We start from the raw sequence: 20,250 nt of genomic DNA, 5'->3' as shown, positions 1-20,250 counted from the left end.
TTTCAAAGGCATCTGACATGGCACTCGTAGGACTGGTCGGCTGGCGCGGCATGGTGGGCTCCGTGCTCATGGAGCGCATGGTCGCCGAGGGCGACTTCGACCTCATCGAACCGCTGTTCTTCTCCACCTCCAACGCCGGCGGCGCCGCCCCGGCCATGGCGAAGAACGAGACCACGCTGCGCGACGCGTTCGACATCGACGCGCTCAAGCGCTGCGACATCATCCTCAGCGCCCAGGGCGGCGACTACACCACCGAGGTGTTTCCCAAGCTGCGCGCCGCGGGCTGGAAGGGGCACTGGATCGACGCCGCCAGCACCCTGCGCATGCAGGACGACGCGGTCATCGTGCTGGACCCGGTGAACATGCCGGTGATCAAGGACGCCATGGCCCGTGGCGGCCGCAACTGGATCGGCGGCAACTGCACCGTGAGCTGCATGCTCATGGGCGTGGGCGCGCTCTACAAGGCCGGCCTGGTCGAGTGGATGAGCACCCAGACCTACCAGGCCGCCTCCGGTGGCGGTGCGCAGCACATGCGCGAGCTGCTCACCCAGTACGGCACGCTCAACGCCGAGGTCAAGGCGCTGCTGGACGACCCCAAGAGCGCCATCCTGGAGATCGACCGCCGCGTGATCGCCAAGCAGCGCTCGCTGACCGCCGAGGAAACAGCGCACTTCGGCGTGCCGCTGGGGGGGTCGCTCATCCCCTGGATCGACAAGGATCTCGGGATCGGCAAGCAGCCGGGCGAGCCGGGCTGGGGCCAGTCCAAGGAAGAGTGGAAGGGCATGGCCGAGACCAACAAGATCCTCGGCCAGGGCGAGGGCTTCGGTTCGCCGGCGGTGCCGGTGGACGGCTTCTGCGTGCGCGTGGGCGCCATGCGCTGCCACTCGCAGGCGCTCACCTTCAAGCTGAAGAAGGACGTGCCGCTGGCCGACATCGAGGCCATGATCGCCGCCGACAACGAGTGGGTGAAGCTCGTGCCCAATACCCGCGAGGCGACCGTCCGCGACCTCACGCCCGTGGCCGTGACCGGCACCATGACGATTCCCGTGGGGCGTGTGCGCAAGCTGGCCATGGGCCCCGAGTACCTCGGCGCCTTCACCATCGGCGACCAGCTGCTGTGGGGCGCGGCCGAGCCGCTGCGCCGCATGCTGCGCATCCTGCTGCAGGCCTGACCGGGCGGCTTCGACTGCCCCGGTGGACCGGGGGCAGTTGAAACGACACGTTACTGTTGTCAAGAACGATGTTGTCGGCCGGCCACATCGTGCCCCCGCGCGGGCCGGTGAAAACGCAAATACTCCCGGAGGTGAGGTTTTGCGTGAGCATCGGAGCCTATATGCTTGATGCTCTGGTGTTTTCTCACTTCCTGCCGAGAGAACGGTCATTCCACGCGGACCTGCGCCTGCAGGCCCGCTGATGGCGTTTCGGGAGACGCTTTGAAGAACTCTTCATCCATGGCCAAGACCGCATCGCTGACGTCCGTGGCCGCTGCCGCCCTCCTCATGCTGCACGCCGGCGGCGCCCAGGCGCTGTCGCTGGGCCGCCTGACCGTCCAGTCCGCGCTCGGTGAGCCCCTGCGGGCCGAGATCGACATCACCAGCATGACGGCCGAGGAGGCCGCCTCGTTGCGCAGCACGCTGGCGTCGCCCGAGGCCTTCCGGGCAGCGGGTGTCGACTTCAACGCCGCCCTGCAGGGCGCGCAGCTGTCGCTGGCCCGGCGGCCCGATGGCCGTGCCTTCATCCGCGTCACCGGCGAGCGAGCGGTGTCCGAGCCGTTCGTCGACATGGTGATCGACTTCTCCTGGTCGAGCGGCCGGCTGCAACGCGCCTACACCCTGCTGATCGACCCGCCGGTCACGGCCGCCCGCCCCGCTCCCGCGCCATCGACGGCGCCGGCCATGTCCGCGGCCGCGCCCGCCCCCGCGCCCGCTGCCCGGCCGACGAGCCCGCCGCCGGCGGTGGCCACCCGTCCGGCCAGCCCGGCGCCGGCCCCGCGCCCTGCCGCGCAGCCGCCCGCACCGGCCACCAGCGCGGGCGGCGCCGACAGCTACCGCGTGCGCAGCGGCGACACCCTGTCGTCCATCGCATCCTCCAACGCCCGGCCGGGCGTCTCGCTGGACCAGATGCTGGTCGCGCTGTACCGCGGCAACCCGCAGGCCTTCATCGACAGCAACATGAACCGGCTCAAGTCGGGTGTGGTGCTGAGCGTGCCTGACGCTGCCGCCGCGGGCGACATCGCGCCCGACGAGGCGCGCAAGGTGATCCAGGCCCACAGTGCCGATTTCGCCACCTTCCGCCAGCGCCTCGCCGGTGCGGCGCCCACGGTCAAGGGCAGCGAGCCCGCGCGCCAGGTCACCGGCCAGGTGCAGACGGCGGTCAAGGACCGCAAGACCGACACCGGCGCCGCGTCGCCCGACAAGCTCACCCTCAGCCAGGGCGCGGCGCGCGCCGCAGCCTCCGAGGCCAAGGTGTCCAAGGACACCGAGCGCAAGGCCAACGAGACGCGCGTGGCCGAGCTGTCGCGCAACGTCCAGGAGCTCAAGCAGCTGGCCGATGCCACGAAATCGGCCACCCCGGCGCCGGCCGGCAAGCCGGCCGCCACGCCGCCCGCACCGCCGGCCCCGGCGCCCGCCGCCAAGCCCGGCGTCACGGTGCCGGCCGCAGCCGTCACGCCGCCGCCCCCGCCGGCACCGGCACCCGCACCGGCACCTGTGACGCCCCCGCCGGCGGCCGCACCGGCAGCGGCCGTGGTCGCTTCGGCGGCGCCGGCGCCTGCAGCCGCCGCCTCGCTGGCGGCGTCCGCACCCGGTGCCGCCTCCGCGCCGCTGGCCGCGTCCGCCGCCGTCCCGGCGTCTGCACCGGCCTCCCGCCCTGCGGCCAAGCGGCCGGCGCGCCCCGTGCCGGCCCCTGCGCCCGAGCCGAGCTTCCTGGAGTCGCTCTCCGGCAATCCTTGGGTGCTGCCCGGTGCCGCTGGCCTCGTCGCGTTGCTGGCGGGCTGGGGCGTGATGCGCCTGCGCCGCCGCAAGGGTGACGGTGCCGCCGAGACCTCCTTCATCGAGAGCAAGCTGCAGCCGGATTCCTTCTTCGGCGTCAGCGGCGGCCAGCGTGTCGACACGCGGGACGGCGCCTCCAGCAGCTCCTCGCTGAGCTATTCGCTCAGCCAGCTCGACGCCATCGGCGACGTGGACCCCGTGGCCGAGGCCGACGTCTACCTCGCCTATGGCCGCGACCTGCAGGCCGAGGAGATCCTCAAGGAAGCCCTGCGCAGCGACCCGGGCCGGGTGGCCATCCGCTCCAAGCTGCTCGAGGTGTACGCCAAGCGCGCCGACACCAAGGCCTTCGAGGCCCAGGCCCGCCAGCTGCAGGAGCAGACCGGCGGCCAGGGCGAGGACTGGGACAAGGCCGTGGAGCTGGGCCGCTCGATCGACCCGGCGAACCCGCTGTACGGCGCGCTGGGGGTGGCAGGTGCGGCCATGGCCGCCGGCGCGGTGGCCGACGTCGACCTCGACCCCTCGGCCCCCACGGGTGACCTGCGCGACCAGCTCGGTGCGCCGGCGGCGCGCGTCGACGACGAGCCGCCCGCCGAGCGCACCCAGCCCGTGGGCGAGGTGCTGCTCGACACGGCGCCGGGTGAGCTCGACATCGACCTCGGGGCGCCGTCGTCCCTGCAGGGCGTGGAGAGCACGCGGCCGCTGGACACGGCGTCCGGCCTGCTGGACCAGCCGGCCGTCGACCTGCCCGATCTGCCCGACCTGCCGCTGTCCCCCGAGCCCGGCATGGGCGAGCCGGTGATGCACTTCGACGAGTTGCCCACGCTGGACCTGCCGCCCAGCCCGGCGCCTGCGGCGCCGGAGGCGCGGCCCGAGCCCGAGGCCACCGCGCCGTCGGTGTTCGACTTCGGCGACCTGTCGCTGGACCTGGGCGACGCCACCGCCGACGACACGCAGCGCAGCCAGCTGCCCATCGACGAAGGCGAGGACGGCGACCCGCTCGGCCGCAAGCTCGAGCTGGCCGACGAGTTCCGCCGCATCGGCGACATGGAAGGTGCCCGCGACCTGCTGGAGGAAGTGGTCGCCAAGGCCGACGGCGCGCTGAAGGCGCGTGCGCAGGCCATGCTCGACGACCTTGGCTGACGACCCTCGCCCGGCCCGGCGCCTGGCGCTGGGCCTGGCCTACCGGGGCGACCGCTACCACGGCTGGCAGAGCCAGCCGGACGGGCGCACCGTGCAGGACACCCTCGAGGCGGCGCTCTCTCAGTTCGCCGCCCAGCCGGTGAGCACGCTGTGCGCCGGGCGCACCGACACCGGGGTGCACGGGCTGAACCAGGTCGTGCACTTCGACACCCCGCTGGACCGGCCCGAGTTCAGCTGGATCCGCGGCACCAACCGCTACCTGCCCGCCGACATCGCGGTGCAGTGGTGCCGGCCGGTGCCGGCCCACTTCCACGCCCGCAACAGCGCGCGCGGCCGCCGCTACCGCTACCTGCTGCTCGAATCGCCCGTGCGTCCGGCCATCGAGCGCGGCGGCTGCGGCTGGGTGTTCCGCCCGCTGGACGGCGACGCCATGCGCGAGGCGGCCACCCACCTCCTCGGCGAGCACGATTTCAGCTCCTTCCGTTCGTCCGAATGCCAGGCGCCATCGCCGGTGAAGACGCTGCGGCAGCTCGACATCTCGCGCCACGGCGCCTACTGGCGCTTCGACTTCGAGGCCAGTGCGTTCCTGCACCACATGGTGCGCAACCTGATGGGTTGCCTGGTGGCGGTGGGGCAGGGCAGCCGCCCGCCGGGCTGGATGGGTGATGTCGTCGCGGCGCGCAGCCGCGACGCCGCCTCGCCCACCTTCGCCCCCGACGGCCTGTACTTCGTGGGCCCGGCCTACGATGCGGACCTCGGCCTGCCCGACCGCACCGCGGCCATGGACTGGCTGCCCTGACCACGCATGTCGCACCGCACCCGCATCAAGATCTGCGGCCTCACCCGCGAGGCCGACGTCGACGACGCCGTCGCCGCAGGCGCCGACGCGCTGGGCTTCGTGCTCTACCCGCGCAGCCCGCGCGCGGTGGTGGCCGAGCGCGCCGGCGCGCTCGCCCGGCGCCTGCCGCCCTTTGTCACGCCGGTGCTGCTGTTCGTCAACGCGACGCCGGCGGAGATCGACGCCGGTCTGCAGGCGGTGCCGCAGGCGCTGCTGCAGTTCCATGGCGACGAAACGCCCGAGGCCTGCACCGCGCCGGGCCGTCCGTACCTGCGCGCCGCCCGCATGGCGCCGGGGGTCGATTTGCTAGACTTGGCCTCCCGCCACCCGCAGGCCACCGGCCTGCTGCTCGACGCCCATGTCGAGGGCTATGGCGGGGGTGGAAAGGCATTCGATTGGTCTCTCATTCCCGCCGACGTGCCCTGTCCGGTCGTTTTGTCTGGTGGGTTGAATCCTGCAAGCGTGACCGATGGGGTGCTGCGCGTCCGGCCCTGGGCCGTTGACGTGAGCTCCGGCGTGGAAAGCGCGAAGGGCATCAAGGATGCCGCGCTGATGCGCCGGTTCTGCCAGGCGGTGCGCGACGCCGACGCCCGGGCGGGCTGACCGCCCGAGCCGGCCGCCGCGGCGCCACCGCCGGCCCCCCGAATCCGCGAGTGCACATCCCTTCATGACCGTCTACCAGCAGCCCGACGCCACGGGCCACTTCGGCCCCTATGGCGGCCGCTTCGTCTCCGAAACGCTCGTCCACGCCCTGGACCAGCTCAAGGACGCCTACGCCCACTACCGGGCCGACCCGGCCTTCATCGCCGAGTTCAAGCGCGAGTTGCGCCACTTCGTGGGCCGCCCCAGCCCGATCTACCACGCCGAGCGCCTGTCGCGCGAGATCGGCGGGGCGCAGATCCACCTCAAGCGCGAGGACCTCAACCACACGGGCGCCCACAAGATCAACAACGTGATCGGCCAGGCCCTGCTGGCGCGCCGCATGGGCAAGCTGCGCGTCATCGCCGAGACGGGCGCCGGCCAGCACGGTGTGGCCACGGCCACGATCTGCGCCCGCTACGGCCTGGAGTGCGTGGTCTACATGGGCGCCGAGGACGTGAAGCGCCAGAGCCCCAACGTCTACCGCATGCACCTGCTGGGCGCGCGCGTGGTGCCCGTCGAATCCGGCAGCCGCACCCTGAAGGACGCGCTCAACGAGGCGCTGCGCGACTGGGTGACGAACGTGGAGAACACGTTCTACATCATCGGCACGGTGGCGGGCCCCGAGCCCTATCCGGCGATGGTGCGCGATTTCCAGGCCGTGATCGGCGAGGAGTGCCTGGGCCAGATGCCCGAGGCCATCGGCCGCCAGCCCGACGCCGTCATCGCCTGCGTGGGCGGCGGCAGCAACGCCATGGGCATCTTCTACCCCTACATCCCGCACGAGGGTGTGCGCCTCATCGGCGTGGAGGCCGCGGGGCAGGGCCTGTCCACCGGCAAGCACGCGGCCAGCCTCTCGGCCGGCTCGCCCGGCGTGCTGCACGGCAACCGCACCTACCTGCTGCAGGACGAGAACGGCCAGATCACCGAGACGCACTCCATCTCGGCCGGGCTGGACTACCCCGGCGTGGGCCCCGAACACGCCTACCTCAAGGACATCGGCCGGGCCGAGTACGTGGGCATCACCGACGACGAGGCGCTGGCGGCCTTCCACCGCCTGTGCCGCACCGAGGGCATCATCCCCGCGCTGGAATCCAGCCATGCGGTGGCCCACGCGATGAAGCTGGCGGCCACGCTGCGCCCCGACCAGCACCTGCTGGTCAACCTCTCGGGCCGCGGCGACAAGGACATCGGCACCGTGGCCGACCTGTCCGGCGCCGAGTTCTACTGCCGGCCGTCATGCCGCGGCCAGACCGTGAAGGGGGGCGTGTGATGAGCCGCATCGCCACCACCTTCCGCGCCCTGCAGCAGGCCGGCCGCAAGGCGCTCATCCCCTACGTGACCGCAGGCGACCCGTACGCCGACGCCACGGTGGACATCATGCTCGCCCTGGCGCAATCGGGCGCCGACGTCATCGAGCTGGGCGTGCCCTTCTCCGACCCCATGGCCGACGGCCCGGTGATCCAGAAGGCGTCGGAACGCGCCCTGGCGCGCGGCATCGGCCTGGCCCAGGTGCTGGACATGGTGCGCAGCTTCCGCGCGCGCGACGCCGCCACGCCCGTGGTGCTGATGGGCTACGCCAACCCGGTGGAGCGCTACGACCAGCGCCACGGTGCCGGTGCCTTCGTGCGCGACGCGGCGGCCGCCGGCGTGGACGGCGTGTTGATCGTGGACTACCCGCCCGAGGAATGCGAGGCCTTCGCCGCCCTGCTGCGCGCGCACGGCCTGGACCTGATCTTCCTGCTGGCGCCCACCAGTACCGAGGCGCGCATGGCCCAGGTGGGCCGGCTGGCCAGCGGCTACGTGTACTACGTGTCGCTCAAGGGCGTCACGGGTGCCGGCCACCTGGACACCGATGCGGTGGCGGAGGCCGTGCCCCGCATCCGGCGCCATGTGAGCGTGCCCGTGGGCGTCGGCTTCGGCATCCGCGACGAGGCCACCGCCATGGCCGTGGGACGGGTCTCCGACGGCGTCGTGATCGGCTCGCGCCTCATCCAGATCCTGGAAAACGAAACGCGCGACAATGCGCCCTTGGCGGCCGGCCGGTTCATCGCCGGGATCCGCGCCGCCCTGGACACCTTGAAGGAGCCTTGACCGATGAGCTGGCTTGAGAAACTGCTGCCCCCGAAGATCCAGCAAACCGACCCGGCCGAGCGCCGCTCGGTGCCCGAGGGGCTGTGGATCAAGTGCCCGTCGTGCGAGTCGGTGCTCTACAAGACCGACCTGGAGCAGAACGTCAACGTCTGCCCCAAGTGCGACCACCACCACCGCATCGGCGCCCGCGACCGCCTCAACGCCTTCCTCGATGCCGAAGGGCGCTACGAGATCGGCCACGAGGTGCTGCCGGTGGACCCGCTGAAGTTCAAGGACAGCAAGAAGTACCCGGAGCGCCTGAAGGGCGCGATGGAGACCACGGGCGAGACCGACGCACTGGTGGTCATCGGCGGCGCGGTGATGAGCGTGCCGGTGGTGGCGGCCGCCTTCGAGTTCGACTTCATGGGCGGCTCCATGGGCTCGGTGGTGGGCGAGCGCTTCGTGCGCGGCGTGGAGACGGCGCTCGAGCAGAAGGTGCCCTTCGTGAGCTTCACCGCCACCGGCGGCGCGCGCATGCAGGAGGGCCTGTTCAGCCTGTTCCAGATGGCCAAGACGAACGCGGCGCTCACCCACCTGGCCCGGGCCCGGCTGCCCTACATCAGCGTGCTGACCGACCCGACCATGGGTGGCGTGTCGGCCAGCTTCGCCTTCGTGGGCGACGTGGTCATCGCCGAGCCCAAGGCCCTGGTGGGTTTCGCCGGCCAGCGCGTGATCAAGAACACCGTGCGCGAGGACCTGCCGGAGGGCTTCCAGCGCGCCGAGTTCCTGATGGGCAAGGGGGCGATCGACATGATCATCGACCGCCGCCAGCTGCGCGCCACCATCGCCCGCCAACTGGCCATGCTGCAGCGCCAGAGCGCCGATGCCGTGGCCTGAGGCCGGCAATCGTCCGACGGCCAGGCCCAGCCTGGCCGTTTTTCTTTCCAGGAACCTGTGATGACCCGCACGCTGGCCGACTGGCTCGCCCACAGCGAGAGCCTGCACCCCAAGACCATGGACCTGTCGCTGGAGCGGGTGCAGCAGGTGCGCTCGGCCATGGGGCTGCGCTTCGACGTGCCGGTCATCACGGTGGCCGGCACCAACGGCAAGGGCTCCACCTGCTCGATGATCGAGGCCATCGCGCTCGCGGCCGGCTACCGCGTGGGGCTCTACATCAAGCCGCACCTGGTGCACTTCGAGGAGCGCTGCCGGGTCAACGGCGCGCCGGTGGCGGCGGAGTCGCTCGACGAGGATTTCCAGGCCGTGGAGGACGCGCGCGGTGAGGTGGCGCTCACCACCTTCGAGTTCAGCACGCTGGCCATCGCCCACCGGCTGGCACGCGAGCCGCTGGACCTGGTGATCCTGGAGGTCGGCCTGGGCGGCCGATTCGACGCGGTCAATGCCTTCGACGCCGACTGCGCCGTCATCACGAGCATCGACCTCGACCACACCGAGTTCCTCGGCCCCGACCGCGAGAGCATCGGCCGCGAGAAGGCCGGCGTGCTGCGCACCGGCCGGCCCGCGATCGTCTCCGACCCCGTGCCGCCGCAGAGCGTGATCGACCATGCCACCGAGATCGGCGCGGACCTGTGGCTCATGGGCCGCGACTTCAACCAGCAGGGCGACCGCCAGCAGTGGGGCTGGAGCGGCCGTGGGCGCCGCTACCACGGCCTGGCCTACCCGGCGCTGCGCGGCGCCAACCAGCTGCTCAATGCGTCCGGCGCCATCGCCGCGCTGGAATCGTTGCGCGAGCGCCTGCCCATCAACGCGCAGGCGGTCCGGCGCGGGCTGGCCGCCGTGGACCTCCCGGGGCGCTTCCAGATCGTGCCCGGCCAGCCGGCGCTGGTGCTGGACGTGGCGCACAACCCGCAATCCGTGGCCGCGCTGGCGCTCAACCTCGACCAGATGGGGTTCTTCCCGCGCACCCTGGCCGTCTTCGGCGCCATGCGCGACAAGGACCTCGCCGGCGTGATGGCCCGCATCGCGCCGCTGATCGAGCACTGGTACCTCACCGACCTGCCGTTGCCGCGCGCCGCCACGGCGGTGGAGCTGGCCGACACCCTGGCCAGCCTGCCGGGGTCGACGCCCGCGGCGAGCCGGCACCCGACGCCCTCGGACGCCTTGTCGGCCGCCCTGGCCGCGGCAGACCCCACTGATAGAATCGTGGTCTTCGGTTCGTTCTACACCGTGGGCGGCGTGCTGAAGCAGGGGCTGCCCAGGCTGAAAGCGCCGCACCAGGCCTGAAATGCAGCGGGCGCAACGCTCGCCGCTTGCCCCACCCGCCGCCTCGCATGGGTCTGCTGTCCAAAAAGCCTTCCGCCTCCGCACCGGGACACGCGCCCGAGCTGCATGCCAACGCCGACCCCCAGGAGGTGGTGCGTGATGCACGCACCCGCGCGCGCCGCCGCCTGATCGGCGCGGCCCTGCTGCTGGGCGTGGGCATCATCGCCTTCCCGCTGCTGTTCGAGACGCAGCCTCGCCCCATCTCGGTGGACATCCCGATCGAGATCCCGTCGCGCGACCAGGTCGCACCCCTGTCGGCGCCGGGCGGCCGGCCGGTGCGCAGCGCCCCGGCGGCCGTGGTGCCGCCCCCGGTCGAGGCGCCGCCCGTGGCGGCGGCCCCCGCAGCGCAGGCCACGCCGCCCGCGCCCGAGCTGCGCCCCGAGCCCAAGGCCGACACCCCGCCGGCACCGAAGCCGGAGCCCAAGGCCGAACCGAAGCCGGAACCCAAGCCGGAACCCAAGCCCGAGGCGCGTCCCGAGCCCAAGCCGGCCGCCAAGGCCAGCGAGGCCGCCCCCAAGGCCGCCGATGCGGCGGCGGACACGGGCCGCTTCGTGGTGCAGATCGGCGCCTTCGCCGAGGCCGCGAGCGCCCGCGAGGCCCGCATGAAGGTCGAGGCCATGGGCCTGAAGACCTACACCCAGGTGATCGAGTCGGCCACCGGGCGGCGCATCCGCGTCCGCGTCGGGCCCTATCCCACCAAGGCCGAGGCCGAGAAGGCCGCGCGTCGCATCAAGGCGGGCGGCCTGCAGGCGGCCGTGCTGGTGCTCTGAGGCCGGCGGCAGGGCAGGGCATGGTCGCGGGCTTGAGCTGGGTGGACTGGGCACTGGCCGCGGTGCTGCTGGTGTCGGTGGCCGTCGGGCTGTGGCGCGGGTTGGTCTACGAGGTGCTTGCCATCGTCGGCTGGGTGGTCGCCTTCGTCGTCGCCCAGGCGGGCAGCGACTGGACCGCCTCCTGGCTGCCGGTGGGTGCCCCGGGCAGCCTGGCCCGTGTGGCAGCGGCCTTCGGCCTCACCTTCTTCGCGACCCTGGTGGCCTGGACCCTGCTCGCCCGGCTGGCCCGCAGCCTGGTGTCGGCCACGCCACTGACCGTGCTGGACCGGGCGCTCGGCGCCGGCTTCGGGCTCGCGCGCGGCGTGCTGCTGCTGCTGGTGGTGGCCCTGGTGGTCACCTGGACACCCATCGCCCGCCACTGGCCGGCGTGGCAGGCTTCGCAGGGCGCCGCCTGGCTGGGCGTCGTCCTGCACGAACTCCAACCCTGGTGGCCCGCCGACTGGGCGGCCCCCCGCCGTGGCGCCTGACCCGGCGCCCCGGCCTGTCGAACCTCCTTCCATCGAACGGACCCAACCCATGTGCGGCATCGTCGGCGTGATCTCCAAGCAGCCGGTCAACCAGCTGATCTACGACGCCCTGCTCCTGCTGCAGCACCGCGGCCAGGATGCGGCGGGCATCGTCACCATGCAGGGCACGAAGTGCTTCATGCACAAGGCGCGCGGCATGGTGAAGGACGTGTTCCGCACCCGCAACATGCGCGCGCTGCCCGGCACCGTGGGGCTGGGGCAGGTCCGCTACCCCACTGCCGGCAACGCCTACAGCGAGGAAGAGGCCCAGCCGTTCTACGTGAACGCGCCCTTCGGCGTGGTGCTGGTGCACAACGGCAACCTGACCAACGCGCTGGCGCTCAAGAAGGAGCTGTTCGACATCGACCGCCGCCACATCAACACCGAGAGCGACACCGAGGTGCTGATCAACGTGCTGGCGCACGAACTCGAGCGCGCAGGTCGCGACCTGGCGCTGACGCCCGAGCTCGTGTTCAAGGCCGTGGCCGCGGTGCACAAGCGCATCAAGGGCTCCTACGCGGTGGTGGCGCTCATCGCCGGCCATGGCCTGCTGGCCTTCCGCGACCCCTTCGGCATCCGGCCGCTGTGCTTCGGCGAGCTGGCCGGCGAGCAGGGCCCCGAGTACATGGTGGCCAGCGAGTCGGTGGCGCTCGAGGGCACCGGCCACCGCTTCGTGCGCGACATCGCGCCGGGCGAGGCGGTGTTCATCGACCTGGACGGCCGCGTGCATGCCCAGCAGTGCGCGGAATCGCCCACGCTCAACCCCTGCATGTTCGAGTTCGTGTACCTGGCCCGGCCGGATTCCGTGATGGACGGCGTCTCCGTCTACCAGGCGCGCCTGAACATGGGCGAGACGCTGGCGCAGCGTGTCATCTCCACCATGCCGCCGTCGCAGATCGACGTGGTGATCCCCATCCCCGAGTCCAGCCGACCGGCCGCGATGCAGCTGGCGCAGAAGATCGGCAAGCCCTACCGCGAGGGTTTCGTGAAGAACCGCTACGTGGGCCGCACCTTCATCATGCCGGGCCAGGCCGTGCGCAAGAAGAGCGTGCGCCAGAAGCTCAACGCCATCGGCGTGGAGTTCAAGGGCCGCAACGTGCTGCTGGTGGACGACTCCATCGTGCGCGGCACGACCAGCAAGGAGATCGTCCAGATGGCCCGCGAGGCCGGGGCCAACAAGGTCTACATGGCCTCGGCCGCGCCGCCTGTGCGCTTCCCGAACGTGTACGGCATCGACATGCCCACGAAGGACGAACTCATCGCGCACAACCGCAGCATGGAGGAGATCCGTGCCTACATCGGCGCGGACGCGCTCATCTACCAGGACGTGGCGGCCATGAAGCGCGTGGTGGGTGCGCTCAACCCGCGTCTGGCGGGCTTCGAGGCCTCGTGCTTCGACGGCCACTACATCACGGGCGACGTCACCGCCGAGGACTTCTCCGCCATGCAGGCCCAGCGTGCGGCCCAGGGTGACGACGAGGACGGCCCGGGGCGCGGCCGGCTGTCGCTGCAGAGCGGGCAGGTGGTGCACGATGGCCGCTGACGGGTCCGGCGCGGGCAGGAAGCGCCTGCCGCGCGTGCGGCTGCCGGCCTCGGCCCGGCCGGCCACGCGCGCACTGCGCGAGGGGCTGCCGCCCTCGCAGTGGGGCGAGAACGCCGAGGCGCTCTACCTCACCAGCAGCTTCACCTACCCCGATGCCGCCACCGCGGCACGGCGTTTTGCCGACGAGGAAGAGGCGTTCACCTACAGCCGCTTCTCCAACCCCACGGTGATGATGATGGAGCGGCGCCTGGCGTCGCTGGAGGGCATGGCGGCCTGCGTCGGCACGGCCAGCGGCATGTCCGCCATCACGCTGCTGATGATGGGCCTGCTCAAGGCCGGCGACCACGTGGTCTGCTCGCGCAGCGTGTTCGGCTCCACCATCAAGCTGCTGCAGGACGTGATGGGCCGCTTCGGCGTGCACACCAGCTTCGTCTCGCAGACCGACCCGGCCGAATGGCGCGCGGCGCTGCAGCCGAACACGCGCCTGCTGTTCGCGGAATCGCCCACCAACCCGCTCACCGAGGTGTGCGACATCGCCGCATTGGCCGACATCGCGCACGGCGCGGGTGCCTGGCTCGCCGTCGACAACTGCTTCTGCTCGCCCGCGCTGCAGCGGCCGGTGGAGTGGGGCGCCGACTTCGTCATCCACTCAGGCACCAAGTACCTGGATGGCCAGGGCCGTGTGATCGCTGGCGCGGTGTGCGGGCCCGAGGACCTGCTGCAGGGCAAGCTGGTGCCCGTGATGCGCTCGGCCGGCATGACGCTGTCGCCCTTCAATGCCTGGGTGGTGCTCAAGGGCATGGAGACCCTGTCCATCCGCATGGCCGCGCAGAGCGACAGCGCGCTGGCGCTGGCGCAGTGGCTCAGCGAGCAGCCGGGTGTGGCGCGGGTGCACTACCCCGGCCTGGCCAGCCACCCGCAGCATGCGCTGGCCATGCGCCAGCAGTCGGGCCGCGGCGCGGCGGTGGTGTCGTTCGACGTGCTGGGCGACGACGCCGCCTCGCTGCGCGCCAACGCCTTCTCGGTGATCGACGCCACCGAGGTGTGCTCGCTGACCACCAACCTGGGTGACACCAAGACCACCATCAGCCACCCGGCCACCACCTCGCACGGCCGCCTCACCGAGGCGCAGCGCCAGGCGGCCGGCATCGGCCAGGGCCTCATCCGCGTGGCGGTGGGCCTGGACGACATCGACGACCTGAAGGCCGACCTGCAGCGCGGCCTGGATGCGCTGGCACGCTGAGCCGCCCGCGCCTGCCGCCGACCCGCGCTGCCACTGGCCACTGCCCTGACCGCATGACCTCTACCGCCGTTCCCCCGACCATCCGCACGCGCATCGCGCCATCGCCCACGGGCTTCCTGCACCTGGGCACGGCGCGCACCGCGCTGTACTCCTGGGCCTATGCCCGCCACCATGGTGGCCAGTTCGTCCTGCGCATCGAGGACACCGACGTGGCGCGCTCCACGCAGGACTCGGTGGACCAGATCATCGCCTCCATGCACTGGCTGGGCCTCGACTACGACGAGGGCCCCATCTACCAGATGCAGCGCCTGTCGCGCTACCACGCCGTGGTCGAGCAGATGGTCGCCGCCGGCACCGCCTACCGCTGCTACTGCACGCCGGAGGAACTGGAGGCGATGAAGGCCGGCCAGGAGGCCCGCGGCGAGAAGCGCCGCTACGACGGCACCTGGCGCCCCGAGCCGGGCAAGACCCTGCCACCGGTGCCCGCCGGCGTGCAGCCCGTGGTGCGCTTCAAGAACCCGCTGGAGGGCGAGGTCACCTGGGACGACCTGGTCAAGGGCCCCATCACCATCGCCAACCGCGAGATCGACGACCTGATCATCCAGCGCACCGACGGCGTGCCCACGTACAACTTCGCGGTGGTGGTCGACGACTGGGACATGGGCATCACCCATGTCTTCCGCGGCGACGAGCACGTGAACAACACACCCTGGCAGATCAACATCTTCCGCGCGCTCGGGGCGCCACTGCCGCAGTTCGGCCACTGCCCGGTGATCCTTGGCGAAGACGGCCTCAAGCTCTCCAAGCGCCGGGGCGCCGTGAGCGTGACCGCCTACGAGGAGGGCGGCTACCTGCCCGAGGCCATGCTCAACTACCTGGCCCGGCTGGGCTGGAGCCACGGAGACGACGAGCTGTTCACCCGTGAGCAGATGGTGGCCTGGTTCGACGGTTCGCACCTGAACAAGAGCCCGGCCCAGTGGGACCCTGCCAAGCTCGCCTGGGTGAACGGGCAGTACATGAAGCAGGCCGACGACGCGCGGCTGGCCACCCTGGTGGCCACGCAGTTGCAGGGGCGTGGTGCCCCTGTACCCGACAGCGATCGCCTGGTGCGCATGTGCGGCCTGTTCAAGGACCGCTGCGCCACCACCGTCGAGCTGGCGGACTGGCTGCAGATGTACGTCACGCCGGTCACGCCCCGCGACGAGGACGTGGCCGCGCACGTGACCGATGCCATCCGGCCGGCGCTGGCGTCCCTGCGCGGGCGGTTGGCCGAGATCGACTGGGACAAGGGCACCATCGCGCAGGCCATCAAGGCCACCATCGCCGAGCAGGGCCTGAAAATGCCGCAGCTGGCGGTCCCCCTGCGCGTGCTGGTGTGCGGCCGCACGCAGACGCCGTCAGTGGACGCGGTACTTGAGCTTTTTTCTCGGGAAGACGTGCTGCACCGCTTGCGTGCCGTTTAAAAACTGTTCTATACTCTTGGTCTTCGCTCAACGGCGCAACCGAATTGAGTCAGCAGCGAAACGGCAGCTCGATGCATACGCAAGGCAGTCGTTTCACGGCGAATCAAACGGGGGTATAGCTCAGCTGGGAGAGCGCTTGCATGGCATGCAAGAGGTCAGCGGTTCGATCCCGCTTACCTCCACCAATGATGGTGGCGTCGTCGAGTGATGGAAAGGACAACGTCCCCTTCGTCTAGAGGCCTAGGACACGACCCTTTCACGGTTGTAACAGGGGTTCGAATCCCCTAGGGGACGCCAACCACCTTGGCTTGTTCAAGGTGCGAGGCACGGGCAGTTGAAAGCCCGGGGTGATGCGACAGCAGAGCCCGAAGTTCAGCACCACGCGGAGTGGTAGTTCAGTTGGTTAGAATACCGGCCTGTCACGCCGGGGGTCGCGGGTTCGAGCCCCGTCCACTCCGCCACTTATTCCGAACGGGGCAATCACTTCACGGTGGTTGCCCCGTTTCGCATGGGGCGCCTGGATGTTGGGGTCCGGGTCGGGGTCGTCACGGAGCGTGGGGCGCCTGGCCCGGTGCCACCGCCACGCGGCCAAGCCGCAGCCGAACCCGCACCTCCGATGACGGCCGACACATCCCTGCCGATCCCATGGACTTGACCTTGCCCTCGTGACAAGGTTTAAGGTGATGTCCTGTGGTCGCGGCGTGCCCGTCGGCCTTGCGTGCTAACCTCGCCTGCCGTGAAGACTGTCCGACTCCTGCTGCTCGTGCTGCTGGCCCTGGTGCTCCCGATGCGGGGCGCGCTGGCCAACGTCACGTGGTGCATGGACCGCGACCACGGCACGGGGCACGCGGTGTCCACCCCGCACGAGCACGGCTCGGCACACGGCGCCGAAGGCCATGCCCATGGCGACGAGCACGTCCACGCGGACCATTTGCTGCCGGCGACGCCGGCCGCGGGTGCCGACGCCACGGACGACCCGTGCGCCGAGCACGGCAGCGTCTGTGCCGCGTCCTGCGGCGCGCCACCCATCATGAGCGCCCCGCCCGCCGTGCTGGCCCCCATGGCCACGGCGGCCACGTCGTACCCGGCCTTCATCGCTCCGCCGCCGAGCCATCCCTCGGAAGGTCAGGAGCGCCCTCCTCGAGCCCTCTGACGCCTGCGGCGCCGCGCTGCGCCGTGGTGGCCTGCGTGCCCGCCTGAACGGCGGCCACCGGCCCGGTGCGGACACCCGTCCGCATCTTCCCGTGCGGCCCGACGTCCGCACGACCGTCAGATCCGGAGCTCGACCATGAACCGATTCCTTTCGGGCGGCATTGCCGCCCTCGCGGCGATCGCCGCCACCCCGTCCTTTGCCCATGGCGCGGGCGGCCACGCCCCCAAGGCGCCCGCTTACGTCGCGTCGCAGGTGGAGGACACCGCCTTCGGCCGCCAGGGCGACCCCGGCAAGGTCACCCGCACCCTCACGCTCGACATGAGCGACCGCATGCGGTTCACCCCCGACCAGCTCACGCTGCGGCGCGGCGAAACCGTGCGGCTCAAGGTGGTGAACAAGGGCCGCCTGCCGCATGAGCTGGTGCTGGGCACCGACGAGGCCATCCGCGCCCACTGGGAGGCGATGAAGCAGCACCCCGACATGGAGCATGACGACCCGAGCATGGTCCATGTGGCGCCTGGCGAGTCGGGCGAGATCGTCTGGCAGTTCACCCGGACAGGCGAGTTCCGGTTCGCCTGCCTGCTGCCCGGCCACTTCGAGGCGGGCATGCACGGCCGGATCGTGGTGCGCTGACGCGCGGAGGCCTCGATGACACGCATGCACGGGCGAGCCGCGGTGGCCGGCTTGGCCATCGTCCTCGCGTTCTGGGCGTCGGCGGGCGCACGGGCTGCCGTCACCCTGTCCCAGGCGGTGGACGCGGCCTGGCCGCTCGGCACGGTGGCGGCGGAGGCGGCGGGCCAGGCGCGCCGCGCGCAGGCCGGGCAGACGGCGGCCTCGGCTTGGTGGGCCGCCCCGCCGTCGGTCGAGCTGGGCACGCTGCGCAACCGCCAGGCAGGACGCGGCGCGGCCAGCGAGACCGAGGTGGGCGTGGCGCTGTCCCTGTGGCTGCCCGGCCAGCGGGCCGCCCACCAGGCGCAGGGCGACGCCGAGCTGGCCCTGGCCACCACCCAGGCCCAGCTGGCCCGCTGGCGCCTGGCCGGCACCGTGCGCGACGCCGCCGCGGAGGTGGCCCTGCAGCGCGCCGACGTGGCGGCCGCTCACGCGCAGGCGCAGGAGCTGTCCACGCTGGCGGCGGACGTGGCGCGCCGCGTCGCCGCCGGCGAACTGGCGCGCGCGGACGCGCTGGGTGCGGACGCGGAGCGGCTCGCCGCGGCCACGGCCCTGGCCCAGGCCCGGCAGCGCCTGCTGGCCGCCGAGCGCCAGTGGGCGGCGCTGACCGGGCTGCCCGAGGTGGTGGACCTGCCCGTGGACGCGCCGGCGGCGGCGTCGGCAGGACATCCCGCGCTGGCCGCGGCGGCGGCCGAGGTGGCCGTGGCGCGCCACCGCCTGCAGGTGGCCCGCGCGTCGCGCCGCGATGCGCCCGAGCTGGTGCTCAGTGCGCGCCATGAGGCCGCCCCCGGCGAGCCGGATGTGCGTGGCGTCGGGGTCGCGCTGCGCGTGCCGTTCGGCAGCGCCAGCCGCAACGAGCCGCTCCTGGCCGCCGCCCTGTCCGAGGTGGAGCTCGCCGAGGCGGCTGAACGCGCCCTGCAGCGCCAGGTCCAGGCCGAGCAGGACGGCGCGCGCGCAGCCGAAACGTCCGCGCGCCAGCAGTGGCGGGACGAGCAGGCCCGCGCTGCGCTGCTGCGCGAGCGTGCCAGCCTCATCGACAAATCTTTCCGCGCCGGCGAGACGGCGCTGCCCGACATGCTGCGCGCCCTGACCGCCGCCACCCAGGCGGAAGCGGCCGCCGCGCGGGCGCGCGCGGTGTTCGCTCAGGCCGTGTCGCGCCTCGAGCAGGCGCTGGGAGCCATGCCATGAACCTCCTGATCCCTTCCCTCCTGGCGGCCGCGCTGGCCGGCGGCAGCGCCACCGCGGCCTGGGGCCACGGCGACGAGCCGCACGGCGACGAGCCGCACCCGGCGTCGGCCGCGTCGGCCGACGCGGGCCGCGTGGAAGCGGCCACGGACGCCTTCGAGCTGGTCGGCCGCCTGGAGGGCAGCGCGCTGGTGCTGTACCTCAACCGCTACGCCACCAGCGAGCCGGTGGCCGGTGCGACCCTGGAGCTGGAATCCGGGCCGCTGCGTGCCGTGGCCACCTACCAGCCCGACCACGGGAGCTACGTGGTCACCGAGCCGCGCTTCGTGCAGGCCCTGCGCAGGCCCGGTGAACACGCCCTGGTGGCCACCGTGACGGCCGGCCAGGAGGCCGACCTGCTGGAGGCCACCCTGTCGCAGGCCGAGGACCCGGCGCCCGAGGCGGCCGGGCCCGCTGTCGGCGCGGCCGCAGCCGCGGCCGCGTTGTTGATCGCCGCCATGGGCGGCGCCTGGGCGTGGCGCGTGCGCCGCCGCCCCACCGCGCGAGGAGCGCGTCCATGAAGACACGGATGTACGGGCCGAGCACGATGCTGGCCCTGGCCCTGGCCTTGATCGCCGCCGGCGCGGCGTACGCCGGCCCCGGCGCCCATGGGCCCAACGGCGAGCACCTGGACACGGCGCCCGTCACGATGCCCGGTGCGATCAGCCGCCTGCCCGATGGCAGCGTGAGCGTGCCGGTGCCGGCCCAGCGGCGCTGGGGCCTGCGCACGGTGCTCGCCACCGCCTCCGACGCGGCCGCGGCGGTGGAGCTGCCGGGCCAGGTGGTGATGGACCCCAACGCGGGCGGGCGGGTGCAGGCGCTGGCCGGCGGCAAGCTGCTGCCGGGGCCGCGGGGCCTGCCGGTGGCGGGCCAGGCCGTGCGCCAGGGCGAGGTGCTGGCCTACGTGGCCTACAACGCCAGCCCGGTGGAGCTGGCCAACCAGCAGGCCCAGCTGGCGCAGGTGCGTGCCAGCCGCCAGCTGGCCGCGCAGCGGCTGCAGCGGCTGGAGTCGCTGGAGGGCACCGTGCCGCGCAAGGAGATCGAGGCCGCGCGGTCCGAGCTGCAGGGCCTGGGCGCGCAGGAGCGCGCGCTGTCCGGCAGCGTGGGCGCGCGCGAGGCGCTCGTGGCGCCCGTCAACGGCGTCGTGGCCAGTGCCATGGGCGTCGCCGGCCAGGTGGTCGAGCCCAGGGACGTGCTGTTCGAGGTGGTGGACCCGGCGCGCGTGCTGGTGGAAGCCCGCACGCCCGACGCCGCGCTGGGCAGCCAGCTCGCCGGCGCGGCGCTGGCGGGCCTGCCGGCGGTGAAGCTGCGGTTCCTGGGCGCCGCCCGGTCGCTGCGCGACGGCACCTTGCCGCTGACCTTCCGCGCCACGGGGCCCGGCCCCCTGCCGCTGGCGATCGGGCAGCCCGTCACGGTGGTGGCCTCGCTGCGCCAGACGGTCAGGGGCCACGTCCTGCCCGCGCAGGCCGTCACGCGCAGCCCGGCGAACGAGACGGTGGTGTGGGTCAAGGCCGGCGCCGAACGCTTCGTGGCCCAGCCCGTGCAGGTGCAGCCGCTGGATGCGCGGACCGTGGTCGTCACCCAGGGCCTGGGGCCGGACAACCGGGTGGTGGTGCAGGGCGCCTCTCTCATCGCGCAGGTGCGCTGACGCCGGGA

The 20,250-nt window shown here is 72.4% G+C and carries 18 protein-coding genes and 3 tRNA genes; all 21 read left to right on the top strand.

From position 1 onward, the window contains the following. Positions 1-17: 17 nt before the first annotated feature. Positions 18-1,172 (top strand): aspartate-semialdehyde dehydrogenase, encoded by a 1,155-nt coding sequence (gene asd, locus ACE3UN_RS01065; RefSeq protein WP_374673044.1) that lies wholly within the window; start codon positions 18-20, stop codon positions 1,170-1,172. A gap of 279 nt (positions 1,173-1,451) precedes the next feature. Continuing rightward, positions 1,452-4,130: a FimV/HubP family polar landmark protein gene (locus ACE3UN_RS01060; protein ID WP_374673043.1), complete on the top strand. Its 2,679-nt coding sequence runs from the start codon at positions 1,452-1,454 to the stop codon at positions 4,128-4,130. Then, positions 4,123-4,929: a tRNA pseudouridine(38-40) synthase TruA gene (gene truA / locus ACE3UN_RS01055; protein ID WP_374673042.1), complete on the top strand. Its 807-nt coding sequence runs from the start codon at positions 4,123-4,125 to the stop codon at positions 4,927-4,929. The genes ACE3UN_RS01060 and truA overlap by 8 nt, the downstream gene beginning before the upstream one ends. 6 nt (positions 4,930-4,935) lie before the next feature. Beyond that, positions 4,936-5,571 (top strand): phosphoribosylanthranilate isomerase, encoded by a 636-nt coding sequence (locus ACE3UN_RS01050; RefSeq protein ID WP_374673041.1) that lies wholly within the window; start codon positions 4,936-4,938, stop codon positions 5,569-5,571. Positions 5,572-5,635: 64 nt separating this feature from the next. Next, on the top strand, positions 5,636-6,880 hold the full coding sequence (gene trpB, locus ACE3UN_RS01045) for a tryptophan synthase subunit beta (RefSeq protein WP_374673040.1): 1,245 nt from the start codon (positions 5,636-5,638) through the stop codon (positions 6,878-6,880). Beyond that, a complete protein-coding gene (gene trpA, locus ACE3UN_RS01040; RefSeq protein WP_374673039.1) occupies positions 6,880-7,701 on the top strand; it encodes a tryptophan synthase subunit alpha in 822 nt (273 codons plus the stop codon). The genes trpB and trpA overlap by 1 nt, the downstream gene beginning before the upstream one ends. A gap of 3 nt (positions 7,702-7,704) precedes the next feature. Beyond that, positions 7,705-8,577 carry an acetyl-CoA carboxylase, carboxyltransferase subunit beta gene (gene accD / locus ACE3UN_RS01035; protein WP_374673038.1) on the top strand — a complete coding sequence of 291 codons (873 nt, stop codon included), beginning with the start codon at positions 7,705-7,707 and terminating at the stop codon, positions 8,575-8,577. A 60-nt stretch (positions 8,578-8,637) separates the two neighbouring features. Next, positions 8,638-9,924 (top strand): bifunctional tetrahydrofolate synthase/dihydrofolate synthase, encoded by a 1,287-nt coding sequence (folC, locus tag ACE3UN_RS01030; protein WP_374673037.1) that lies wholly within the window; start codon positions 8,638-8,640, stop codon positions 9,922-9,924. Between the two features lie 47 nt (positions 9,925-9,971). Next, positions 9,972-10,733 carry an SPOR domain-containing protein gene (locus ACE3UN_RS01025; RefSeq protein ID WP_374673036.1) on the top strand — a complete coding sequence of 254 codons (762 nt, stop codon included), beginning with the start codon at positions 9,972-9,974 and terminating at the stop codon, positions 10,731-10,733. A 20-nt stretch (positions 10,734-10,753) separates the two neighbouring features. Continuing rightward, positions 10,754-11,260 carry a CvpA family protein gene (locus tag ACE3UN_RS01020; protein ID WP_374673035.1) on the top strand — a complete coding sequence of 169 codons (507 nt, stop codon included), beginning with the start codon at positions 10,754-10,756 and terminating at the stop codon, positions 11,258-11,260. 49 nt (positions 11,261-11,309) lie between these two features. Beyond that, positions 11,310-12,842, top strand: coding sequence for an amidophosphoribosyltransferase (purF, locus tag ACE3UN_RS01015; protein ID WP_374673034.1), 1,533 nt, complete (start codon positions 11,310-11,312; stop codon positions 12,840-12,842). Further along, complete coding sequence (locus ACE3UN_RS01010; RefSeq protein ID WP_374673033.1) at positions 12,832-14,085, top strand: O-succinylhomoserine sulfhydrylase; 1,254 nt, start codon at positions 12,832-12,834, stop codon at positions 14,083-14,085. The genes purF and ACE3UN_RS01010 overlap by 11 nt, the downstream gene beginning before the upstream one ends. A gap of 53 nt (positions 14,086-14,138) precedes the next feature. Then, positions 14,139-15,548 carry a glutamate--tRNA ligase gene (gene gltX, locus ACE3UN_RS01005; protein ID WP_374673032.1) on the top strand — a complete coding sequence of 470 codons (1,410 nt, stop codon included), beginning with the start codon at positions 14,139-14,141 and terminating at the stop codon, positions 15,546-15,548. A gap of 109 nt (positions 15,549-15,657) precedes the next feature. Next, positions 15,658-15,733, top strand: a tRNA-Ala gene (locus ACE3UN_RS01000). A 36-nt stretch (positions 15,734-15,769) separates the two neighbouring features. After that, positions 15,770-15,845 (top strand) — tRNA-Glu (locus ACE3UN_RS00995). Between the two features lie 87 nt (positions 15,846-15,932). After that, positions 15,933-16,009, top strand: a tRNA-Asp gene (locus ACE3UN_RS00990). 275 nt (positions 16,010-16,284) lie between these two features. Further along, positions 16,285-16,701 carry a hypothetical protein gene (locus ACE3UN_RS00985; protein ID WP_374673031.1) on the top strand — a complete coding sequence of 139 codons (417 nt, stop codon included), beginning with the start codon at positions 16,285-16,287 and terminating at the stop codon, positions 16,699-16,701. A gap of 135 nt (positions 16,702-16,836) precedes the next feature. Further along, complete coding sequence (locus ACE3UN_RS00980) at positions 16,837-17,334, top strand: plastocyanin/azurin family copper-binding protein (RefSeq protein WP_374673030.1); 498 nt, start codon at positions 16,837-16,839, stop codon at positions 17,332-17,334. A gap of 15 nt (positions 17,335-17,349) precedes the next feature. Next, entirely contained in the window at positions 17,350-18,558 is a 1,209-nt protein-coding gene (locus ACE3UN_RS00975) for a TolC family protein (protein WP_374673029.1), read from the top strand. Continuing rightward, complete coding sequence (locus tag ACE3UN_RS00970) at positions 18,555-19,115, top strand: hypothetical protein (protein ID WP_374673028.1); 561 nt, start codon at positions 18,555-18,557, stop codon at positions 19,113-19,115. The genes ACE3UN_RS00975 and ACE3UN_RS00970 overlap by 4 nt, the downstream gene beginning before the upstream one ends. After that, positions 19,112-20,242 carry an efflux RND transporter periplasmic adaptor subunit gene (locus tag ACE3UN_RS00965; protein WP_374673027.1) on the top strand — a complete coding sequence of 377 codons (1,131 nt, stop codon included), beginning with the start codon at positions 19,112-19,114 and terminating at the stop codon, positions 20,240-20,242. Before ACE3UN_RS00970 ends, ACE3UN_RS00965 begins: the two co-directional genes overlap by 4 nt. Positions 20,243-20,250 lie beyond the last annotated feature (8 nt).

Source organism: Ideonella sp. (genome assembly GCF_041918995.1).
In the GTDB taxonomy this organism is placed as follows: domain Bacteria; phylum Pseudomonadota; class Gammaproteobacteria; order Burkholderiales; family Burkholderiaceae_C; genus Ideonella.
The sequence above is the reverse complement of the archived record's forward strand: the minus strand, read 5'-3'. Positions and strand labels throughout refer to the sequence as shown.